The organism is Streptomyces pactum (genome assembly GCF_016031615.1).
In the GTDB taxonomy this organism is placed as follows: Bacteria; Actinomycetota; Actinomycetes; order Streptomycetales; family Streptomycetaceae; genus Streptomyces; species Streptomyces pactus.
In genome coordinates, this window is the sequence record NZ_JACYXC010000001.1 from 4,093,318 (window position 1) to 4,114,351 (window position 21,034).

General features: G+C 73.9%; 11 protein-coding genes, 1 pseudogene and 1 riboswitch. Of the genes and pseudogenes, 6 read left to right on the top strand and 6 right to left on the bottom strand.

The window, feature by feature from the left end; genetic code table 11:
- The first annotated feature begins 107 nt into the window (after positions 1 to 107).
- Together IHE55_RS16270 and IHE55_RS16275 are read left to right on the top strand one after the other, a co-directional pair.
- On the top strand, positions 108 to 1,364 hold the full coding sequence (locus tag IHE55_RS16270; RefSeq protein WP_197989686.1) for a PP2C family protein-serine/threonine phosphatase: 1,257 nt from the start codon (positions 108 to 110) through the stop codon (positions 1,362 to 1,364).
- Positions 1,365 to 1,777: 413 nt separating this feature from the next.
- Positions 1,778 to 1,918, top strand: a riboswitch (cyclic di-AMP (ydaO/yuaA leader).
- 11 nt (positions 1,919 to 1,929) lie between these two features.
- The gene (locus tag IHE55_RS16275; protein WP_372442687.1) at positions 1,930 to 3,084 is read left to right on the top strand and encodes a M23 family metallopeptidase; all 1,155 of its coding nucleotides are present in this window, start codon (positions 1,930 to 1,932) and stop codon (positions 3,082 to 3,084) included.
- A 128-nt stretch (positions 3,085 to 3,212) separates the two neighbouring features.
- Here IHE55_RS16275 and IHE55_RS16280 read toward each other — a convergent pair whose 3' ends face one another.
- Positions 3,213 to 3,515, bottom strand: coding sequence for a hypothetical protein (locus IHE55_RS16280; RefSeq protein ID WP_197989687.1), 303 nt, complete (start codon positions 3,513 to 3,515; stop codon positions 3,213 to 3,215).
- A gap of 144 nt (positions 3,516 to 3,659) precedes the next feature.
- On the opposite strand from IHE55_RS16280, the gene IHE55_RS16285 reads away from it, so the two are divergent.
- The gene (locus IHE55_RS16285) at positions 3,660 to 4,241 is read left to right on the top strand and encodes a GNAT family N-acetyltransferase (RefSeq protein WP_197989688.1); all 582 of its coding nucleotides are present in this window, start codon (positions 3,660 to 3,662) and stop codon (positions 4,239 to 4,241) included.
- On the opposite strand, the gene IHE55_RS16290 is transcribed toward IHE55_RS16285, so the two are convergent.
- Entirely contained in the window at positions 4,225 to 7,371 is a 3,147-nt protein-coding gene (locus tag IHE55_RS16290; RefSeq protein WP_197989689.1) for a DEAD/DEAH box helicase, read from the bottom strand. The two genes, IHE55_RS16285 and IHE55_RS16290, sit on opposite strands and share 17 nt — an antisense overlap.
- 151 nt (positions 7,372 to 7,522) lie before the next feature.
- Between IHE55_RS16290 and IHE55_RS16295 the strand changes: the two genes are divergently transcribed.
- On the top strand, positions 7,523 to 8,605 hold the full coding sequence (locus IHE55_RS16295) for an MrcB family domain-containing protein (protein WP_197989690.1): 1,083 nt from the start codon (positions 7,523 to 7,525) through the stop codon (positions 8,603 to 8,605).
- Between the two features lie 13 nt (positions 8,606 to 8,618).
- Here the strand turns inward: IHE55_RS16295 and IHE55_RS16300 are convergent, their stop codons facing one another.
- The 4 genes from IHE55_RS16300 to IHE55_RS16315 all read right to left on the bottom strand — a co-directional run bounded on the left by IHE55_RS16300 (position 8,619) and on the right by IHE55_RS16315 (position 15,801).
- Positions 8,619 to 10,268 carry a PrsW family intramembrane metalloprotease gene (locus IHE55_RS16300; protein ID WP_307826882.1) on the bottom strand — a complete coding sequence of 550 codons (1,650 nt, stop codon included), beginning with the start codon at positions 10,266 to 10,268 and terminating at the stop codon, positions 8,619 to 8,621.
- 942 nt (positions 10,269 to 11,210) lie between these two features.
- Positions 11,211 to 12,002 carry a tRNA (guanosine(46)-N7)-methyltransferase TrmB gene (gene trmB / locus IHE55_RS16305; RefSeq protein WP_197989691.1) on the bottom strand — a complete coding sequence of 264 codons (792 nt, stop codon included), beginning with the start codon at positions 12,000 to 12,002 and terminating at the stop codon, positions 11,211 to 11,213.
- Between the two features lie 648 nt (positions 12,003 to 12,650).
- The gene (gene lhgD / locus IHE55_RS16310; protein WP_197989692.1) at positions 12,651 to 13,862 is read right to left on the bottom strand and encodes an L-2-hydroxyglutarate dehydrogenase; all 1,212 of its coding nucleotides are present in this window, start codon (positions 13,860 to 13,862) and stop codon (positions 12,651 to 12,653) included.
- Between the two features lie 511 nt (positions 13,863 to 14,373).
- Positions 14,374 to 15,801, bottom strand: a complete 1,428-nt coding sequence (locus tag IHE55_RS16315; protein ID WP_197989693.1) for an NsdA family TPR-like regulatory protein — start codon at positions 15,799 to 15,801, stop codon at positions 14,374 to 14,376.
- 988 nt (positions 15,802 to 16,789) lie between these two features.
- On the opposite strand from IHE55_RS16315, the pseudogene IHE55_RS32300 reads away from it, so the two are divergent.
- Positions 16,790 to 18,853: pseudogene (locus tag IHE55_RS32300) on the top strand (asparagine synthase-related protein); the annotation flags it as partial.
- Between the two features lie 558 nt (positions 18,854 to 19,411).
- Entirely contained in the window at positions 19,412 to 20,827 is a 1,416-nt protein-coding gene (locus IHE55_RS32305; protein ID WP_372442762.1) for a BTAD domain-containing putative transcriptional regulator, read from the top strand.
- Positions 20,828 to 21,034: the final 207 nt, after the last annotated feature.

Sequence of the window (21,034 nt, forward strand, 5' to 3'; positions counted from 1 at the left end):
GGGGCGCGGGCCGCCCGGGGTCGCGGGGTGCGGCGGGGCCGGGCCGGCGGAGAGCGGGAGTAGCCGGTGCGGACACCGGACGGCGGGGGGCGGTGGGGGCGGCGGCGGTGACCGGCCGCGGGGCCGGGGCGCCCGCCGGGGGCGGCGGTGCCAACGGCCGGGAGGCGGACCGGGAGCGGCGGCGGAACCGCAGGTTCGCCGGCTGGCTCTCGGCCGCCCTGATCGCGGGCGGGGTGGTCTTCGACCTGCTGACCCCGCGGAACGTGTCGGCGGCACCGTTCTTCGCGGCCGCGCCGCTGATCGCGGCCCCCTTCGCCACCTTCGCCGTCACCGCGTTCACCGCGGCGGCGTCGGTCGGCACCGCCCTGGTCCTGATGCTCTGCCACGGGTTCGACGGCCCGCACGACCGCACCGAGTCGCTGTTCGAGTTCGTCACCGTCCTCACCGTCGCGCTGCTGGCCCTCGCCACCAACCGGGTGGTCCGCCGCGGCGGCCGGAAGCTCGCCTCGGCACGCGGCATCGCGGCGGCGGTGCAGCGGGCGGTGCTCCCGGTGCCCCCCGCGGTGGTCGGCGGGCTGGGGGTCGCGGCGCGTTACGAGGCGGCGCAGGCCGATGCGGGCATCGGCGGCGACCTGTACGCGGTGCAGGAGACGCCGCACGGGGTGCGCGCCGTGGTGGGGGACGTACGGGGCAAGGGGCTGGGCGCGGTGGAGGCCGTCACGGTGGTCCTCGGCGCCTTCCGCGAGGCGGCCGAGGAGGAGCCCGACCTGGAGGGGCTCGCGGGCCGGCTGGAACGGGCCCTGGACCGGGAGGGGCGGCGCCGGGCCAACCTCGACCAGGTGGAGGGCTTCACCACCGCGGTGCTCGCGGAGATCCCGCCGGGCGCCTCCACCGTCCGGCTGCTCAACCGCGGGCACCCGCCACCGCTGCTGTTCCTCCCCGGTGGGGGCGTCCGGACCACCGAGCCGGCCGTTCCGGCGATGCCGCTGGGGATGCGCGAGCTGGGTGAGTGGCCGGACCGCGCGGACGAGCTGGCGTTCCCGCCGGGGGCCACGCTGCTGCTCTTCACCGACGGGGTGACCGAGGCCCGGGACGCGCACGGCGTCTTCTACGACCCGGCCGGCCGGCTGGGGGACCGGACCTGGCCGGACCCGGACACCCTGCTGGACGCGCTGGTCACCGATGTCGTCCGGCACACCGGGGGAGCGGCGGCGGACGACATGGCGCTGCTCGCCGTCCACCGCCCGGGGGAGTCCGGGGAGCCGGCGGCAGAACCCGGCCCGGTGGAACGGAACCGGACCGGCCCCGGGAACGGTCCCGGGAACGGTCCCGCCCCGAGCCGGGACGGTTCCGGCCCGGCCTGATCCCACACGGGCAGGAGGGACCGGACGGGAGAGACCCGGACGGGAGGGACCCCGGCCCCGGCGCCCGAAGTCCCCCCGGCCGCCCCGTCCCACCAGCCGGGCACGGCCGCCGGGTCCGGTCCGGCCCGCGCGGCGACCGGCGCCCGGCACGGAGAGTGATCACCCATGACCGTTCCGGATAACGATTGGCGCACGATCACGCGCGCCCCCGTTTCACGCTCGCCTTCAACCCTCAGGGAATTGCCCGGTTCTGACCTTGAACACCCCAAAGATTCCCGGCCACGACCAACGGATTCGGTGCAGCGGCTTGGAATCGCGTCCCGGCTTCTATTAACGTTCGATAACGCAGCGCGGTCGTCCCAGCCGCCAGAAGGTGGCACCGTGCGCCGTCGCCGAATCCCGCACGCACCACGGCAGAAGACAAGCAGTGACCAGCAGTACCAGGGAACCGGGGAACCACCATCCTTGGGGTGAATCGGGCCGAAGCCGGCCCGTAGGAGACCTTCCTGCTCCGAACCCGTCAGCTAACCCGGTAGGCGAGAGGGAAGGAAAGGAGTGCGCCTCCGTGGCGTCCAACAGGTCTGCCCTTGACGAGGCACCGTACGGCTCCCTCACCGGACCGGCCGACGGCGCCGACCCCGCGACCGCCACCCTGACCGCCGGCGAACCGGCGGGCGGCGAGTGGAACCCCACTGCCGAGTCGCTCGCCCCGGTGCGCCGCAGGCACCGGGTGGTGAAGCAGCGCGGCACCATGGCACGGAGCGGCGCGGTCCTCGGCGTCGGCGTGATCGCCGCGGTCGGCGCGGGCGGCATGGCGACCGCCAAGGACCGTCCCAACCCGCCGATCTCGATGCCGGACCTCGCGCACCTCGCCGACGACGTGACGGATGCGCTCCCCGCCGTGCAGGACCTGCCCGGCATCGGGCCGCTCCTCGCCGGGGAATCCGGCGAGGAGACCGCCGGCGCCGTGCCGGCCCACGGCTCCCCCCAGCCCTTCTCCCAGGTCGGGCTCACCGCCCAGGACCGCGCCAACGGCACCACCGACGCGGGCGAGGCACTGCGGGCCCGGATCATGCGCCAGGCCGAGCAGCAGCAGACCGCGGCCGACGAGGCCGAGCGCGAGGCGGCGGTGCGGGCGGCCACCGAGGCGGCGAGCGAGGCCGCGGCGGAACAGAAGGCGCAGGAGGAGGCCGAGCGTGAGGCCGCCGCGAAGGAGGCCGAGCGCAAGGCGGCGGCCGAGGCCGAACGGAAGGCGGCCGAGGCGAAGCGCAAGGCGGCGGAGGCCGAACGGAAGGCGGAGGCCGACCGGCTGGCCGAACTCGCCGGCTCCTACGCGCTGCCCCTGTCCTCCTACACCCTCACCTCCACCTTCGGTGAGGCCGGCGACATGTGGTCGGCGAACCACACCGGTCAGGACTTCGCCGCGCCCACCGGCACCCCGGTGAAGGCGGTGCACGGCGGCACCATCACCGAAGCCGGCTGGGCGGGCGCCTACGGGTACCGCATCGTGCTCACGCTCGACGACGGAACCGAGGTCTGGTACTGCCACCTCTCCTCGATGGTCCGCACCTCGGGGTCGGTGTCCACCGGCGAGGTGATCGGCCGGGTCGGGGCCACCGGCAACGTCACCGGCCCGCACCTCCACCTGGAGGTCCGCCCCGGCGGCGGCGCGCCGATCAACCCGCTGTCCTGGCTGCGCCAGTTCGGCCTCAACCCCTGACCGCGCCCGGGCCGGCCCGCACACCCGCCGGCCCGGCGGACCCGCCCACCGGCACACCGGCGGCCCCGGTGCTCTCCCCTCCTGCCACCGGCGCCACCGGCGCCGCCGGACCCGCTCCGGCCGCGCCGTCAGGGCCGCCGGTCGGCCACGGCCCAGGAGGCCACGGCCACCGCGCCGGCCACCGCGAACACCGACGGCCAGGCCCCGACCTTCTTCGCCAGCGGGTGTGACCCGGCGAACGCCGCCACGTACAGGCCGCTCAGCGCCGCGGCGGTCCCCGGGCCGGCCTTCTCCCGCCAGCCCCGCGCGGCCACCGCACCGGCGGCGGCGAGCGCCACCCCGCCCAGCGGACGCCGCTTCGTCCAGCGCGCCACCCCGTATCCGCCGACGAGTCCGCCCGCGGCCACGACACCTGCCGGAATGCCGGCCATGGCACCAACCTCTTCCTCGGTTCGTAGAACAGTTGCCGTGCCCATTCGACCGCATCCGGCACCGGGTTTCCGCACCGGACGGTCACAGCACGCCGCCGTTCCGGCAACAGGGACGGCACTCGCCGCCGAACAGGAAGGACGCCCGTGCCCGCGCCCCGCCTCACCTACCGCCCCGCCACCCCGGACGACGAGGAGCAACTGGCCGCCCTGGACACCTCCTTCACCACGGACACCGTCCACCGCGTGACGGCCGGCCCGACCGGCTTCACCATCCGCCCCGAACCGGTGCACCCGCCCCTGACCAAGCACTTCCCGGCCGACGACGACGAGGACGAGGACGATGACGACGCACCGAAGCACACCGTGGTGGCGCTCGACGGTGACCGGGTGTGCGGCTTCGTCGCGGTGGATCACGAACCCTGGAACGCCCGGCTCACCATCCGCGACATCGCGGTCGCCCCCACCCACCGCGGCCACGGCATCGCCGGCGAACTCATGACCCGGGCCTACGCCTACGGCCGGCAGCGGGGCGCCCGCCACGTCTGGCTGGAGGTCACCCACCTCAACGCCCCCGCCATCCGCGCGTACCAGCGGATGGGCTTCACCTTCTGTGGCCTCGACACCACCCTCTACACCGGCACCCCCTCCGAGGGCGAAATCGCCCTCTTCATGAGCCGTTCGCTCCCGACCGCTCCGGACGCGCCAGGGCCTACCTCGCGGCCTTGACGGAGTAGGTGTAGACATCAGCTGGAAGCTCATAGCGCAACTTCCATACGATGCCCATGGGCTTGCTTCCGGAGTGGGTGTCGTACTCGGCCGGGCCGAGCAGCATCCAGGGCTGCGCCCCGCCTATGTCGGACTTTTTATAGCGACGCACGAAAAGTAGAACGTGGCTACCAAGTTTTTTATGGTTCTGGTATCGCTGCCCGGTTGGTGAGGCCTCCGACGTCTGATTCTGGGATTCCCAGTGGAAGGAGTCGGAGGTTATCGCATGGTCCTTGTAGCGGGTCTGCGGGGAGAAGTCCTTCTCATCTTTCTCTAGGGTGATGAAGAGGGCATCTGTTTTGACTCCGGGGCACCACTTGACGCCCTCCCTGAAGTGTCCCGGCAAGAACCCGGTGAGATTGGCTTCCCCGAGAGCAGGCAGTATCTCTTCGCGGCTATAGGAAGCATGGATCTGTAGCGGGGAGTCGGCGTAGTCCTCGTGTGTTCCATCGAGTGGGATGGGGTAGTGGTCGGCGTGGTCGAGGTTGTAGGCGAGCAGGTCGCGTAGCTCGCGACGGAAAGCTGGATGCTGTCGGAGGTACTCGAAGCCGGCGGTGTAGCTCGTGAACCCGCCACCCAGTGGCCACAGCGAGAAGAACAACATACGGGCATAGGCTTGCTGTTGGGTGCTGAGTGACTCATAGGCGGGGGCGTCATCGCTCACCAACAGACGATACGCCGCAACGCGTTGAGGATCACTGACATGCAGGAAGGAAGAGACGCGCTTGAGGAGCTTCTCTTCCCCTGCTGGCGCCGTTCCTGGAAGAAGTCTTGCCCTTCGAAGCAGATCTGTCCACGAGCCATTTCCACGATAAATCTGCTTGAGTTCTCTACGGCTTTCTCGCAGGTAGGCGCCGAGCTGTGTCTCGCCATACTGGGCAACCTCCTTGGCGAGTTGTTGGACGTTGACCCTCAGTTGCGACTGGATATTTTCCAGGATGCGCTGCTTGGATACCGGATCCAAGATGATGTGACAACCCGAAGGCAATTGGGGGAAATCTCGCTCTATGTGGTCGGCGAGCCGCTGCCTGGAGAAGTTGGTGAGCGCTCGGAACTGTTCCTCGAAGCGAAATTCCTTGCGGTGCTGGCCGATGAAGTCGAGAACCGTAAGGACAGCCTTGTGAGGGGTGCGCCGCAACCCGCGTCCCAGCTGCTGGAGGAAGACCGTAGCGCTTGAGGTGGGTCGGAGCAGGAGCAGGGTGTCCACGTCCGGGACGTCCAGCCCCTCGTTGAACAGATCGACGGAGAACAGGATCTGTACCTTGCCGTCCCGAAGATCGTCGAGGGCCTGGGCTCGCTCTGCCCTCGGGGTGGTGCCGTCGAGAGCCTTGGCGTTGATCCCTTCCTGGCAGAAGACGTCCGCCATGAACGTGGCATGGGCGACGGTGACACAGAAGCCCAGGGCCCGCATGGTGGCAGGGTCCGACACCTTGTCTCGCACCTGTCTCACGATGAGCTGTGCACGCTCCTGGTCACCTGCGTAGACCTTGCCCAGCTCACCCGTGTCATAGCTGCCGTTGCGCCAGGCGACCCCTTGCAAGTCGGTTTCGTCGGCGATCCCGAAGTAGTGGAAGGGGCTGAGGAGGTCATTCTCCAGTGCTTCCCATAGACGCATCTCGGCCGCAATGCGCCCGTTGAAGAACTCGTCCTGGACGTTACGGCCATCCATGCGTTCAGGCGTCGCAGTCAGGCCGAGCAGTTCGATGGGGCGGAAGTGATCGATGACTCGTCGGTAGGTGGGCGCGACACCGTGGTGGAACTCATCGATGACGACCACGTCAAAGTGGTCGGGGGCGAGCTGTTCGAGGGAGCGGGCGTTGAGGGACTGAACGCTGGCGAAGACGTGTCGCCAGTGCTTGGGAACGTCTCCCCCCACCAGAAGCTCGCCGAAGGTGGGGTCGCCGAGGACGTTTCGGTACGTCCTGAGTGACTGCGCCAGGATCTCCTGCCGATGTGCAACGAAGAGCAGCCGGAGTGGCTTCCCTCGGTGTTGTTCTCTGAGGGTCCGGTAATCCAGGGCAGCCATGACTGTTTTGCCGGTTCCGGTGGCAGCAACGAGCAGGTTCCGGTGGATCTTGTGGATCTCTCGCTCGATGCGGAGCCGTTCGAGCATGTCCTCCTGATGCGGGTAGGGACGCACCTCCCGCCGGGACAGTGTCAGAGCCGCGGGCCCGGGTAGCCCTTGGCTGCTGGCATGGGCCAGGGCCTCGGCCAGCCGTGCGCCATCCTTGTCGGGGTCGTACGGTTCAAAGGCGGCATCCGACCAGTAGGTGTCGAAGGTGGCCTCGAACTTCTCCAAGACAGCGGGGGTGGCCACCGATGACAGTCGAACGTTCCACTCCAAGCCATCGAGGAGCGCGGCCTTGGAGAGGTTGGAGCTGCCTATGTAGGCCGTGTCGTAACCGCTGTTTCTCCGGAAGAGCCAAGCCTTCGCGTGGAGCCGTGTGGACCGCAGTTCGTAGTTGACCTTGACCTGTGCTCCGAACTCGGTCACCAAACGATCCAGCGCCCGCTGCTCTGTTGCCCCCAGATAGGTGGTCGTGATGAGGCGCAGCGGAACGTTCCGCTCGCGGGCCGATCGCAGCGCCTCTTCCAGAACACGCAGACCATGCCACTTCACGAAGGCGCAGAGCAGGTCTACCTGGTCGGCGGTTGCCAGTTCCGCCCGTAGCTCAGACCCCAGGTTGGGGTCTTCCGGAGCATTGGTGATGAGTGCCGCCTCCGAGAGTGGGGTGGCGGGACGGATGCTGTACACGCCGGGAGCTTCCTCCTCAGCGACGGCGGTGAGTTGGCGCGGTCCGTCTGCCACGAGGTCGATCCACTGGTGCGCGCCGTCGAGCGTGCCTATCGATTCGAGTATCTGGTTCGCCGCGCCGACCTGCTGCTCCGCAGGAAGCTGAGTAAGAACCCGGTGGACGGTCTCGGCAATGTGACGCGCGAGCACCTGAGGCGTAGAGCCGGCGCCCACGTGCTGCTCGATAGCTCGCCAGGTGCCCGCATCCAGCTGCTGGAGCCGCCCTTCGAGCCGGTGTGTGATGAGGCGTTCGTACAGGCCCGGCCGTGCTGTGAACTCCATGCCGTCGTCGGTCATGTCCTGCCCCCCTGGCGTCTCGCATGTGGGGGCTGTTCTACCAGCCGCGAGCGTCCTCAGACGTGGGTGGTGGCCGGTCGGTGGAAGAAGTTGATGACAGAACGTGACCGTTTGCTGATGGTGTCAGACCCTTCATGCATAGTTTCTGGCCATGGGGATACGCAACCTGCTTCTGGATGTGGCCAACACGTACGACAAGAGCATGGGTGTGAAGCGCGGGGTGTTCGCTCAGGATCGCCTCCGCCAGGTGGCAGAGGAGTGGGCGCCGGCGCTGCCTTTTGGATGTGAAGCGGAAGGTTACGGCGGTAAGGGCGAGGGCAGCGCTACCCCGTGGATTGGGGTGTACGACCCGGATGTCACGCGGGACCCGAAGGAAGGGCTCTACCTGGCCTACATCTATGCCGCGGACCTGAGCACGGTCACGCTGACGTTGCAACAGGGTGTGACCTCGTTGGAGCCCACGTTGGGCACGGGTAAGCGCCGGCAAGCGTATCTGTGGGGCAGAGCGCGCGCCATCGCTGCCGGGCTTCCCCCTGCAGCCCTCAATGACTGGGCTGATGTCCCGGACTTCAAGTGTGACCTCCCCCGCCCCCTGTCGTATGAGGCCGGGAGTGTCGCAGCTCGGTGTTACCAGACCGCGTCCCTGCCTGACGAAGACCAGCTGAGGTCGGACCTGAGGGCCATGGTGGAGCTGCTTCAGCGAGCTGCGCTCGTTGCCGAGCGGCTCAAGCCTGGGGAAGACGGGGACGGTTGGGACGTACCTGCCGATGTGCGCGAGTACCGCGGTTTGGATGGGTTTCGCCCCAAGAACGACAGTGACTACATCACGCATTTTCCCGCTCGCACCGTGAGGAAGAAACGAATCCACGAGCGGCTGATCAGTGAGTTTGCCCCGTTCGTTGAGAAGCGTGGTTTTGTTCCTATTACTCGGGACGTCCATCCCAAGGATCTGGTGATTCGCAAGGGAGGCGTCGAGTGGCTGGTGGAAGCGAAGGTGGTGAAGCGGGCAAATCCCACGTTGGCGGTGCGCCAAGCGGTGGGTCAGCTGTTGGAATACCAGCACTTCCTTTACCGCCGGGCGGAGAGGGGTACGCCGCATCTGCTTGGGCTGTTTACAGAAGATATCGGTAGGTATGCCGATTACCTGGAAGAGCTGGGTATGGGGTCCGTTTGGCGGATCCCGGAGGGGTGGGCGGGGTCGCCCTCCGCCGTTGCCTGGGGGCTGGTGCAGTAGGCCGGGGCCCGGGTTACGGCGGCGGGGCAGAGGTTCCGGGGGCGGTCGGCGGAGTTCCGGTATCCGGTGGGGCGACGGGGTCGGGGCCGGGCGTGCCGGGCGGGGTGAGGGGGCCGGGGGCCGGGTGGGGGGCGGGGCCGTAGGTGCCGGGTGGGTACGGAGCGGGGCCGTATGCGCCGGCCGGGTAGGGGTGCGTGAGGGTGGGCGGGGTGCCGGGGGTGGGCGGCGTACAGGCCGGGGTGGGCATGGGCGTACGGGCCCGGCTGGGCGTGGGGTACGGGCCTGCGTGGGCGTGAGGGTGGGCGGCGTACGGGCCGGGGTGGGCGTACGGGCCGTAGGGCCAGGCGCCCGGGTACGGCGGTCGGACCGGGTACGGGCGGCGGCGTGGAGCCGGCGGCAACAGCGCGGCGTGCGCCAGGATCGGCCGGGCCACGTCCTTGCGCTGCCACAGGTGGTGCAGGAGTTCCTGTTCCCGCGCGGTGAAGTCCGGCCCCGGGGTGTCCCGGTAGGCGCGGCTGCGGAGGAAGGCGAGCGAGGTGGCGAAGGCGGTGTACTCGGCCACGGTGCGGGCCGCCGCCGGTCCGTGGACGCGTCGGGCGACGTCCCGGGCGATGCCGCGGGCCCGGAAGGAGGACAGCGCCACCGGTTCGGGGGCGGTGAGCCAGCCGGCCGCCTGGTAGACCGGCAGGTACGCCCGTATCGTCCGCAGCTCGTGGTTCCGCGACCAGACGGCCAGCCACACCAGCAGGCCGAAGGCGGGGACCATGAAGAGGAGGTAGACGGCCATGAAGCCGGCCCCGCTGCCGAGGATCGCCGAACCGTTCCACAGCCCGTGCAGGACCATCGCGGCGAGCAGCCCGGCGATCGGCAGCAGGACGCGCCGGACGCGCTGCCGGTGGGTGGCGGCCGCCGCCAGGCCGAAGCCTATGCCGGTCATGGCGGTGAAGAGCGGGTGCGCGAACGGCGACATGATGACCCGCACGAAGAAGGTCGCCGCGGTGGTGGACCGCAGCCCGGAGTGGCCGAACTCCTGATCGCTGACGAAGGCGGAGCCCAGGTAGAGGATGTTCTCGGTGAAGGCGAAGCCGGTCGCGGCGATGCCGGCTATCACCAGGCCGTCGAGGATGCCGTTGAAGTCCCGCCGCCGGAACAGGAAGAGGAACAGCAGGGCCCCGGCCTTGGCGCTCTCCTCCACCACGGGTGCCACCAGCGTGGCACCCCAGGCATCGGCGTCGGCGGATTCCTCGGCGGCCGAGGATTCGGCGATGTTGGTCACCAGCCATTCGGTGGCGAACCCGTTGGCGATCAGTGCGACGAGCGTCGCGGCACAGGCGCCCCAGGCGAAGGCGAAGACGAGGTTCCGCCAGGGTTTGGGCTCCACCCGGTCCAGCCAGCGGAACGCCGCGACCAGCAGCGGCACCGGCAGGACGGACAGGCCCAGCCCCACCAGGAAGCCCTCGGTGCCGGTCTGCTTCCGCACCAGCGCGAGGATGATCAGGCCGCACAGCGAGAGGACCAGCACCAGCGCGGTGGCCCGCAGCGCCCGGCTCTCCCACACGGCGCGCCGGGGTCGGTAGCGCCAGCCCGCCGGTTCCGGCACCGCGTCGAAACGCGGCTGCGGACTGTAGGCCGGGACGGGTGGTCCCGCCGGCTGGTCGGCCACGCCCACGGCGGCGCCGGGCGGGCCCGGGACGGTGGTGGGGTCGGTGGGACCGGTGGGCGTGAGGTCTGTGGTGGGGGTGTCCCGTCCGGTGCCGAGGTCAGGGGCCGGGCCGGGGACCGGGTGGGGAGTGGTCGCGGTGCCGGGGCCGGTGGCCGCCCCGGAGGCTCGGACCGGGGAGTCGGCGGTGCCGGGAGCGCCGTGCCCCGCGTCGGCGGGCCGGGCGTCCGGGACCGGGGCGGCGGTGGACGGGATGTCCGCGGGCCGGGCGTCCGGGGTCCCGGTGCCTGCCGGCGGCGCTGCGGCGGGCCCGGCGTCGGTTGGCCGCGCCTCGGCGGCCTGGGCCTCGGTGGCCCGGGGGTCGGCGGTCCGGGCATCGGCGGTCCGGGGAGCGTCGGGCCCGGACCGACCGGTGGTGGCGTGGCCGGGCCGCTCGGGGCCGGGATCGTGCGGGGACGAGGACTGGTGCACCCGAAGACCCTAACCAAGGGGGAGCGCGCACGGGTTGGAGATCATCTACCTGGTCCCGGTACGCCCGTCGGGGTGCCGCGCATCGAGGCCGCAGCGGCCGTCATCACCCCGGCCGGTCGTGCCGGCGCCGGCCAGGGGGCGGGTGGAGGAGGCCGGGGACGGTCCCGCTGGGTCAGGGACGGCCTGGGGGTGCGGGGGCGGGCCATCGTCGGGGGGCGGCGGACCGGCCCGCTGGCCTGCGGCGGCCGACCCCGGTGACGCGTCCGGGACCCCTACGGCGTGCCCGGGGCCGGTGGGGCGTCCCGGAACCCCCTACGGCACGCCCCGGGTCGGTGGGGCGTCCGGGCACGTCCGGCCCGGTGGGGTGCTCGCGGGCGGGGCGGGCGACCGGGGCGTCCCGGCGGGGGTGTCCGGGGGCACGTTCCGGTGGAGCCCCGGCGGCGGCTCGCTCCGCGGCGGCCCGGTCCGTGCGCCTCAGTCCGTACGGCGGCGGAAGAGCAGGTCGTGCACCACGTGCCCCTTGTCCAGGCCCTGGCCCTCGAACTTGGTCAGCGGGCGGAAGTCGGGGCGCGGCGCATAGCCGCCGTCCGGCTGCGTGTTCTCGAAGTCGGGGGAGGCGGACAGCACCTCCAGCATCTGCTCCGCGTACGGCTCCCAGTCGGTGGCGCAGTGCAGCAGTGCCCCCGGCCTCAACCGGGTGGCGGCCAGCGCGACGAACTCGGGCTGGATCAGCCGGCGCTTGTGGTGCCGCTTCTTGGGCCAGGGGTCGGGGAAGTAGACGCGCAGCCCGGCGAGGGAGGAGGGAGCGAGCATCTCCCGCAGCAGGATGATCGCGTCACCGTTCGCCACCCGGATGTTGGTCAGCCCGTTCCGCTCCGCGAGGGCGAGCAGGTTTCCCTGACCGGGGGTGTGGACGTCGGCGGCGAGAATCCCGGTGCCGGGGTCGGCCGCCGCCATCTGCGCCGTGGCCTCACCCATGCCGAAGCCGATCTCCAGGACGACGGGCATCTCCGGGTCCCCGAAGAGCCGGCCGAGATCGATGCGGTGCAGACCGTCGATGTCCAGGCCCCACTGCGGCCACAGGCGGCGCAGTGCCTGCTCCTGGCCCGGTGTGACCCGTCCGCGGCGGGGCCGGAAGGACCGGATGCGGCGTTCGTGGTGCGAGCCGGCCGGGTCGGCGGAGGGGCCCCCGGGGAACAGGCGAGCGCCGCGGTCGCGGTGATCGTGTGCTTCCGCGGAGCGGGGTGCGGTGGAGTTCTCGGACATGTACGTCGATTCTACGGTCGGGGGCGCGGATGCCCTTCCGGCCGCGGCCCCGCCGCGGTGACGCGCGGGCCGTGGCGGCTGGGCACCGGTCCGCGCGCCCGGTCCCGGCCGGCCCCTTTCCCGGTGACGCGCCCCCTTCCGGCCGGGCCTCCGCGGTGACGCGTGTCTCCCGGCCGGACCTCGGCGGTGACGCGTGTCGTGCGGGTGCGCCCTGCCCGGTGACGGCCACTCTTCCGCCGCCTGCCTTCTCCGGTGAGGCAGGTCCCCCCGGCTGTGTGCCGGCCGCACCGCGCCCGTGCGGCTGCGCGTGTCCGTGCGGACCGTGCGTCCTGCCGGTGGCCGTGTCCCTTCCGGAGTCACCCGGGGCGACCCCGGGCCCCGCTCCGTACACCCGGCCCCGCTCCGTACCCCAACCGTGTCCTTTCGGCTACGCCCCGGACCGTACGCCTCGGGTCCCGGTGGGGCGCCGCGACACCCGTCGGAGGCGGATGCGCCGGGCACCGGCCGCCCGGGACCGCCCGAGGACCGGCGCCTGGACGACCGGGCGAGCGGCCGTCCAGGGGGCGCGGGCGGGCGGCCGGGCGCGGGGCGGGTGGGGTACGGGGCCGCGGTGGGCGTCGGGCGGTGGCCGGCCCCGGGGGCCGGGGTTCAGCCGTCGAGGGCCGCCAGCGCCCGCCGGGCCACCTCCCGGCCGATCGGCAGGGAAGCCGTGGCGGCCGGGGACGGCGCGTTGAGCACATGCACCGCACGGGCCGACTCGGCGAAGAGGAAGTCGTCCACCAGGGTGCCGTCGGGCAGCACCGCCTGGGCCCGTACCCCGGCCGGGGCGCGTACCAGGTCGTCCGTCCGCACCACCGGCAACAGCCGGCGGACGGCGTCGGTGAAGGCCCGCTTGGAGGCCGAGCGCCGCAGCTCACCCGCGCCGTAGCGCCAGTGCCGACGCGCTATCCGCCAGGCTCCGGGGTACGCCAGGGTGGCGGCGAACTCGTCCGGCCGCACCGTGTGCCAGGTGTAGCCCTCCCGGGCGAGGGCGGGCACCGCGTTGGGCCCGATGTGCACCCGGCCGTCGATGCCGCGGGTCAGGTGCACCCCGAGGAACGGGAACGCCGGATCCGGTACGGGGTACACCAGCCCGCGCACCAGGGGCGCCCGGGACGGGACCAGCTCGTAGTACTCCCCGCGGAACGGCACGATCCGCATGCCCGGGTCGTCCCCCGCCAGCTGGGCGATCCGGTCGCAGTGCAGCCCCGCGCAGTTCACCAGCGCCCCGGCCCGGACCACCGAACCGCTCGCCGTGCGCACCGCCACCGCCGAGGCACGGCGGCCGATGGCCCGGACCTCCTCGCCGTACCGCACCGAGGTGCCGGCGTCGGTGGCCAGTCCGGCCAGCCGGTTCGCCACCGCGCCGTAGTCGCAGGTGCCGGTGGTGCCGACGTGGATGGCGGCCAGACCGCGCACATGGGGCTCGTACTCCATGATCTGCGCCGGGCCCAGCTCCCGCACCGGTATGCCGTTCTCCCGGCCGCGCTGCACCAGGGCGTGCAGCCGGGGCAGCTCGGCGCGGTCCGTGGCCACGATCAGCTTGCCGGTGGTCTCGTGCGGGATGTCGTACTCGGCGCAGAACTTCACCAGCTCAGCGGCGCCCTCCACGGCGAAGCGCGCCTTCAGCGACCCCGGCGGGTAGTAGATGCCGCTGTGGATCACGCCGCTGTTGCGGCCGGTCTGATGGCGCGCCGGACCGGCTTCCTTCTCCAGCACGATCACCCGGGTACCGGGTGCCGCCCGCGTGATCGCGTACGCGGTCGACAGGCCGACGATCCCACCACCGATCACCAGCACATCGCAGTCCCACGCCGTCACGACACCTCACTTCCCCGCAGCTGCCGACGCTCAACCGCACCCACACCGATCACTATCATGACGCCCGCCACTGACAACGGGCCGGGAACGTGGGGGCGGCGCCGCTGTGGCCGGCGGATGTCGGCCGCCGGTCCGGCCCGGGACACCCCGTCGCGCCCGGTCCCGGTGCGCCCGTCCCGGTTCCGATAGGCCTGTCGCTGCTCCTGGGCCCTCTGCCCGGTCCCGGTGTGCTGGCCCCGGCCGCCGGTCGCCCGTCCCGGTCCCGGTGCGCCCGTCCGGGCCGCCGGACCGTCTGCCCGGCGCCTGGCCTTCTGCCTGCCTTCCCGGACGTCCTGCACGGCCGCCACCCCGGTCCGGCTCCTCGGGGCCCTCGCCCCACCGGACGCACCGCCCCACCGGATGCACCGGGACACCGGACGCACCGGGACGTACCGGGACACCGCACGGGGCGGGGACGTGCAGGCACCGGGAGGGCCGGGGCGCCGGGCGTGCGCCCGCGCGCCCGTACCGCTCACACCGGGGCGACCAGCAGGGGACGCGCCCGCTCCCGCAGCTCCGCGACGCGCGGCTCGTTGCCGTACGGCTCCAGGCGGTGCAGCAGGTCGCGTACGTACTCCGTGGTGCGGGCCGAGGAGATCCGGCCGGCCACCTCCACCGCCCGGGCGCCCTGGGCGCACGCCGCGTCCAGGTTGCCCGACTCCAGCTCGGCGACCGCCGACACCACCAGCCGCAGCCCGTGCGAGCGCACGAACTCCTCGGTGGGCCGGGCCAGGGCCTGCTCGGTGAACCGCCGCACCTGCCGGGGCAGCCGCAGGTCGCGGTAGCACTCGGCGGCGTCCGCGGCGAACCGCTCGTGGGTGTAGAAGTCCAGCCAGGACGGGTCGGGGTCGCCCGCTCGGGACCGCTCCAGCCAGCCCTCGGCGGCCTTCAGCGCCGCGCCGCAGGCCGGCCCGTCGCCCGCCTTGGCCTGCGCCCGGGCCTCGACCAGGCGGAAGAAGCTCATGGTGCGCGCGGTGGCCAGACCGCGGTTGCGCTCCAGCGCGGCCTGCGCCAGGTCCACGCCCTCGTCGGCGAAGCCGCGGTAGGTCGCCTGCAGCGACATCGACGCCAGGACGTAGCCGCCGAGCGGTACGTCGGCCGCGGCACGGGCCAGGCGCAGCGCCTGGATGTAGTAGCGCTGGGCGGCCTCCTGCTGACCGGTGTCGAAGGCCATCCAGCCGGCCAGCCGGGTGAGTTCGGCGGTGGCCCCGAACAGCGCCCGGCCCACCTCGTCGCTGTAGGACCCCAGCAGCAGCGGCGCCGCGTCGACCCGCAGGCACTCCGGCACCATCGACGAACGCCAGTCGCCCCCGCCGTACTTGGAGTCCCAGCGGCGTGCGTCCTCGGCCGCCTCGCGCAGCTTGTTGACGTCGCTGTGGCCCACCCGCTGCGGTAACCCGTCGGTCCCCGGCCCGTCCGTCTTGGGCTCCCGGGCCACCGAGCTGTCGGCCGGGGATATCAGCCAGCGGGACGCGGGGGTGGCGTAGGCGCTCACCGCGAAGGACCCGGCCAGGCTCTGCCAGATGCCGCTGCCCCCGCGCCGCCCCGCCAGGTCCAGGCGGTACAGCTCGGTGGCGCTGCGCACCGCCTGCCCGATGTCGCGCGGGAAGGCCAGCCCGACCTCGGGGGCGGGGTCGGCGTCGGCGAGGCCGATCTCGTGCAGCGGGACCGGCCGGCCCAGCTTGGAGCCGATGGCGGCGGCGATCAGATGGGGCGCGGCACCCTGCGGGACCATGCCCTTGGAGACCCAGCGCGCCACCGACGTCTTGTCGTAGCGCAGCGTCAGACCGCGCTGTGCGCCGAGGTCGTTGACTCTGCGCGCGAGCCCGGCGTTGCTGATTCCCGCGAGGGCGAGAACGGCGCCGAGCTTCTCGTTCGGCCCGCGTGGCTCCCTGGACATGCGCACCCCTCGAACAACGCCGACGGCCGCCCCGGCATAGGCACGGGGCATTCGTAAACCCAGCGTAGTTCGCCGCATCCCGACCGTTAAGAGGTCTCATCCCGGATGGCGGGATTCTTGTACGAACGCGGGTGCGGGAGCGGGCGTGTGCTCCCGGTGCGTGTGGCCGTGCGCCTGTGTGTGCGCTCTGTCTGGGCCGGTCCGGCGGGGCTTCCATGGACCGTGCGTGGGTCGGCCCCATGGCACAAAGCCAGTGGGCTGGGGGACACCGCCGCCTCATTCCCCGCGGGCGGCGGAACGGTCCGGGAGGTGCACACCACCTCCCGGACTGTGGTGTTCGCCCCCCGAGCGCGGTGCCAGGTCACCGCGGGCCCGCGCCAGGGTGCGTCGGGAATTTGGCTGAATGTCACTCCTGGCGGCCGGGCTGCCGCGCCGGGCCGGGGAGGGGGAGGCCCGAGCGGCGGCCCGGCATCGACCCTGTGCGGCCCGCCTGTTCCGCCGCGTTCCGCCACCGGTCCGCCACCGGTCCGCCACCGGTCCGCAGGTGTCCGTGGACGCCGCGGTGCCCACCGCTGGCGGTGCCCCGCGCGGGCCGGTGAGGCCTTCCGGCACCGGACACCGGTATGCCGGACTCGCGCCGTTCCGCGGTGAGTTGTGCGGTGGAAGCGGTGGTGGCCGCCGGCCGTCCCGGCCGGGCCCGGGGCGTGCGCCGCCCGCGCGCCGCGCCGCCGACCGGTTCCGGCCGTGGCAGCATGGGCCCGGCCGAGCGGTGGCCCGTCCCGGCTCCCGGCCAACGGCCGTACCGGTCGGGCGCGGTCCGGCACCCGTCGATGGCGACGCTCGGTGAACGCGTCGCACACGGCGTGATGTTGTCGCAAAACCGGAGTGACGAGGTGGGCCCGGCGTTGCCCGGGTGGCTCCCGGAACCGGCGATCAGCCGTGCATGATGGCGCGTGCGTACTGGTGGCCACGGTCGGTGGAGGCGGCGATGCGGTGGTTGGTGGGGTGGAGCAGAGCCACCGCGGGACCCGCCACGGCCGGCGCCGACGCCCTCCAGCCGGTCGGCGCCCAGCTGCTGTGGGACGGCCCGGACCCGCTGTGGGCGGTCGGTGACTGGCGGCCCGACGAGGTGCGCGTGGTGCAGACCGATCCCCTCACCCGGCTCGCCGTCATCGGCTGCTGCGGGGCCAGCGACGAGGAGCTGAGGCTGGGGCTGTTCGCCGCCCGCGGAGGCGCGCTGCGCCACCTCACCGCATGGCCGGGGAGCTACACCGCGGTGGCCCGCGCCGGCCGCCGGATCACCGTGGTCGGCGACCTCGCCGGAGCCCGGCCGGTGTTCCACACCCGCTGGGCCGGCGGCACCGCGTACGCCACCGCCGCCCTGCCGCTCGCCGACCTCGTCGAGGCCCAGCTCGACGTCAGCCACCTCGCCGCACTGCTCGCCTGCCCCGACACCCCCGAGGCGGTCGGCGACGGCACCCCCTACGCCGGGGTGCGGCGGACGGCGCCCGGCCACGCGCTGGTCCTCCGGGAGGGCGCCCCGGACCTCGTCGGCTACGAACCCACCGCCTCGCTCGCCTCCGCCGCACCCCCGATGGACCCCGAGGCGGCGGTGGCCGGGGTGCGGGACGCCCTCCTCGACGCGGTACGGGCCCGGCTCGCCGCACCCCGTCACGCCCCGGGTACCGGCGGCCGGCTCGACCCCGGACCGGTGCCCGGCATGGGACCGGCCGACCGGCGGGCGGCCCGGGGCGCGCCGGCCCCCGGCCTCGGTGCCGACCTGTCCGGCGGCAGCGCCTCCGGCACCCTGGCGCTGCTCGCGGCGGGCCTGCCCGGGATCCCGGGCACCCCGGCCGGCCACGGTGCGGAGGCCGGCGAACGGCTCCAGGCCGTCACCTTCAACGACCTGGCGGTGGGGCGCGGCCGGGCCCGCGAGGCCGAACTGGAGCGCGCCCGCGCGATGGCGGAGAACCCCCGGCTGCACCACGTCGTGGTCGCCGGCGGCACCGAGGCGCTGCCGTACGCGGCGCTGGACGGCGGCCCGCTGACCGACGAGCCGGCCTCCTGCCTGGTGCTCGCCGAACGCCACCGGCGCCGCCTCGTCGCGGGCAGCGCCGACCACTTCGTGGGGCACGGCGCCCGCCAGGTGCTCGACGCGCACCCGGCCCGCCTCGCCGACCTGCTGCTCGACCGGCGCCGCCGCCACCTGCTGCGGCCGGCCACCGCGCTGGCCCGGGCGGACGGGCCGTCCGCGCACTCCTTCTTCGTCCCGTTCACCGTGTACCGGGCCGCCCGCCGGCTGGCCCGCACCCCGTACCGGGACGGACTGGAGCAGGTCGCGCACCACCTGCTGGAGGGCCGGTTCACCCCCGAGCCGGGTCCCGGCCGCCCCGGCGCCGTCTCGGCCTCGCTCGCGGCGCTGACCTGGTGCCGGCCCGGCCCGGCCGCCCGCTGGCTCACCGGCGAGGCGCTCGCTGAAGTATCGGTTCGCCTGGAGGCCGCCGCCGCCCGCCCGGCACTCCTGCGGCGCCCCGGCGAGCGCCGTGCCGACGCCGCGCTGAACCGGTTCGCCGCCGACCACCGCATCTTCGAACAGGCGGTGGAGGTCCGCGGCCAGCGGCTGCACGCGCCGTACCTCGACAACCAGGTGGTACGCGCCTGCCGTGCGCTGCCCGAGGCGCTGCGCGTCCAGCCCGGGGCGCGGGCCGCGGTGCTCCGCGCGGTGCTGGCGGGGGCCGGCGTCCGGGACCTGCCGCCCGGCTGGGGGGCCACCTCGCAGGGGGCGCACGTCACCGCGGTGCGCGCCGGACTCCGCACCCATGCCGGGGAGCTGATCGACCTCTTCCACGCCCCGCTGCTGGCGGACGCCGGCCTGGTCGAGGCACGGGTGGTACGGAAAGCGCTGCGCGCGGCGGCCGGCGGGGAACGGCTGCCGCTGGACGGGCTGGCCGAACTCGTCGCCACCGAGGTCTGGCTCCGCCGGCTGCTGGCCCGCCGCGGCACCTGCTGGACCGGCACCGAGGGCCCGCGCCGCCGCGCGGTGGCGGGCGGGTGGTGCCGCGGCAGGGGGTGTGAGGGCCGGGGCCGGGGCCGGGTCAGGGCTAGTCCTGTCCAGGTAGGCCGGGGTCGGGTCGGGGGCGCTGGTCAGGACGGGTCGGGGTCGTCGGGCGGCTCGTCGTCGGTCTCCGGACGGTCGGGGTCCGGCTGGGACCCCGGGCGGGTGGGGCCAGTGGTCGGGTCCGGGCCCGGGCGGGTGAGGGCCGGGGTGGTCCGGTCCGGGTTCCGGCCCTCCGTCCGGCCCAGGGCTCGCCCCCGGCGGCGCCGTTCATCCGCCGCCGCCCCGCCGATCAGCGAGGACAATGAATCCGTGCGGTATCTGATACTCGGCGCCACCGAGGCGCGTGACAGCCATGGACAGCCGCTGCCGCTCGGCGCCGGTGCCCGGCTCCGCGCGCTGCTGACCGCCCTCGCCCTGCGCGCCGCGCGAGCCCTGCCGGTGCCGGTGGACGTACTCATCGGTGAGGTGTGGGCGGACGACCCGCCGCAGGACCCGCCGGCCGCCCTGCAGGCACTGGTCGGCCGGCTCCGCCGGGTGGTCGGCAGGGCCGCGGTGGACTCCGGCCCCGGCGGTTACCGACTGGTCACCCCGGCCGACGAGGTCGATCTGTTCCGCTTCGAGCGGCTGGTGGGCGAGGGCAGCCGGGCGCTCGACAGCGGTGACGCGGAGACCGCCGCCGGTACGCTCCGGGCCGCGCTCGCCCTGTGGCGCGGCCCCGCGTTCGCCGACCTGCCGGACCGCGAGTCCGCCGCCGCCCGCCCCGAGGCCCTCCGGACCACCGCCCTGTACCGGCGCATCGAGGCCGACCTGGCGCTGGGCCGGGCGGTGGAGGTGGTCCCGGAGCTTCGCGAACTCGTCGCCGGCGACCCGCTGCACGAGCCGTTCCAGGCTCAGCTGATCCGCGCGTTGAGCGCCGCGGGACGGCCGGCCGACGCCCTCACGGCGTACGAGGACGCGCGCCGGGCCATCGCCGACCGGCTGGGCAGCCGGCCCGGCACCGAACTCGCCGGGCTGCACGCCCGTTTGCTGCGCGGTGACCGGCCGGCCGACGCCCGGCGGGGCGCCGCCGACGGGCGGAACGGGACCGGCACGCCGTACGGGCCGCCGTGGGGTGCCCTCGACGTTCCGCCCGCACCCGGTCCCGCACCCGGTCCCGCATCCGGCGTGACGGCGGACGGCGGCTCGCCGACCCGGGAGCTCCGCGCACCCGGGATCCCGGCGGTGGGTGACCGGCCGCCGCACGACGCCCCGAACGCCGGCAGCGCACCGGTGTCCGCCCCGGCGCCGGGGGCCGGCACACCGGCGCCCGACGGACGACCGCGGAGCGCACCGGCGGACGGCGGGCCGGACCACGGTGCCGGGTCCGGGCACGGCGCGGGGCCCGGGCACGGTGGTGGCCCGGAGCACGGCGACCGGCCCGGGCTCGGTGGTGGGCCGGGGGATGACGGGCCGGCGGTGAGCCCGCCCCGTACGGCCGGGGCCGGCACGGCCGGACCTCATTCCGCTGCAGCTCGTGCCGCCGGGCCTCCGGCGGCGGAGACACCGGCCGCTCCCGCGCCGACCGGCGATGAGCCGCGCCAGCACGAGCCGCGGCCGCACGAGCCGTGGCAGGGTGAGCCGCGGACGGATGAGCCCCGGACCGGTGTGCCGGCGGGCGGTGTGCCGGCGAACGGTATGCCGTTGAGCGGCGCGACGTCGAACGGCACGCCGCCGAACGGCGTGACGTCGAACGGCGCGCCGCCGGGGGACTCGACGGGGACGCCACCGGCGGGGACTCACCCGGCGAGGACGGACGAGCCGGCGTCTCCGGGCCGCCCGGGCGGGTCACTGCCTCCGTCCGGGCCGGGTGCCTCGCCTCCGTCCGGGCCGGGTGCCTCGCCTCCGTCCGGGCCGGGTGCCTCGCCTTCGTCCGGGCCGGGTGCCCCGCCCCGGACGGGCCCGGCGCCTCGCCCTGCCCGGGCCCGCTGACCCGCCCAGGCCCGGCGCCCCGTCTTCCTCCGGGCCCGGTGACCCGTCCGCGTTCACCCCGGGGCTCGGCCGATGGCCCCGTCCGCGCCCCCGCCGGTGCCGCCGTCCCGTCCGGCGCCCCGCCCGTGCCGGGCGCCGATATCCCGCCCGGGGCCCCTTCGGCGTCGGCATCCCGCCGTCCGCCGCGTCCGCCGCTCCGGCAGCCGT

Bases quoted from the DNA above. Each gene is read 5' to 3' on its own strand.
- IHE55_RS16280 (WP_197989687.1), bottom strand. From the start codon at position 3,515: ATGGCCGGCATTCCGGCAGGTGTCGTGGCCGCGGGCGGACTCGTCGGC.
- IHE55_RS16290 (WP_197989689.1), bottom strand. From the start codon at position 7,371: ATGACCGACGACGGCATGGAGTTCACAGCACGGCCGGGCCTGTACGAA.
- IHE55_RS16295 (WP_197989690.1), top strand. From the start codon at position 7,523: ATGGGGATACGCAACCTGCTTCTGGATGTGGCCAACACGTACGACAAG.
- trmB (WP_197989691.1), bottom strand. From the start codon at position 12,002: ATGTCCGAGAACTCCACCGCACCCCGCTCCGCGGAAGCACACGATCAC.
- IHE55_RS16315 (WP_197989693.1), bottom strand. From the start codon at position 15,801: ATGTCCAGGGAGCCACGCGGGCCGAACGAGAAGCTCGGCGCCGTTCTC.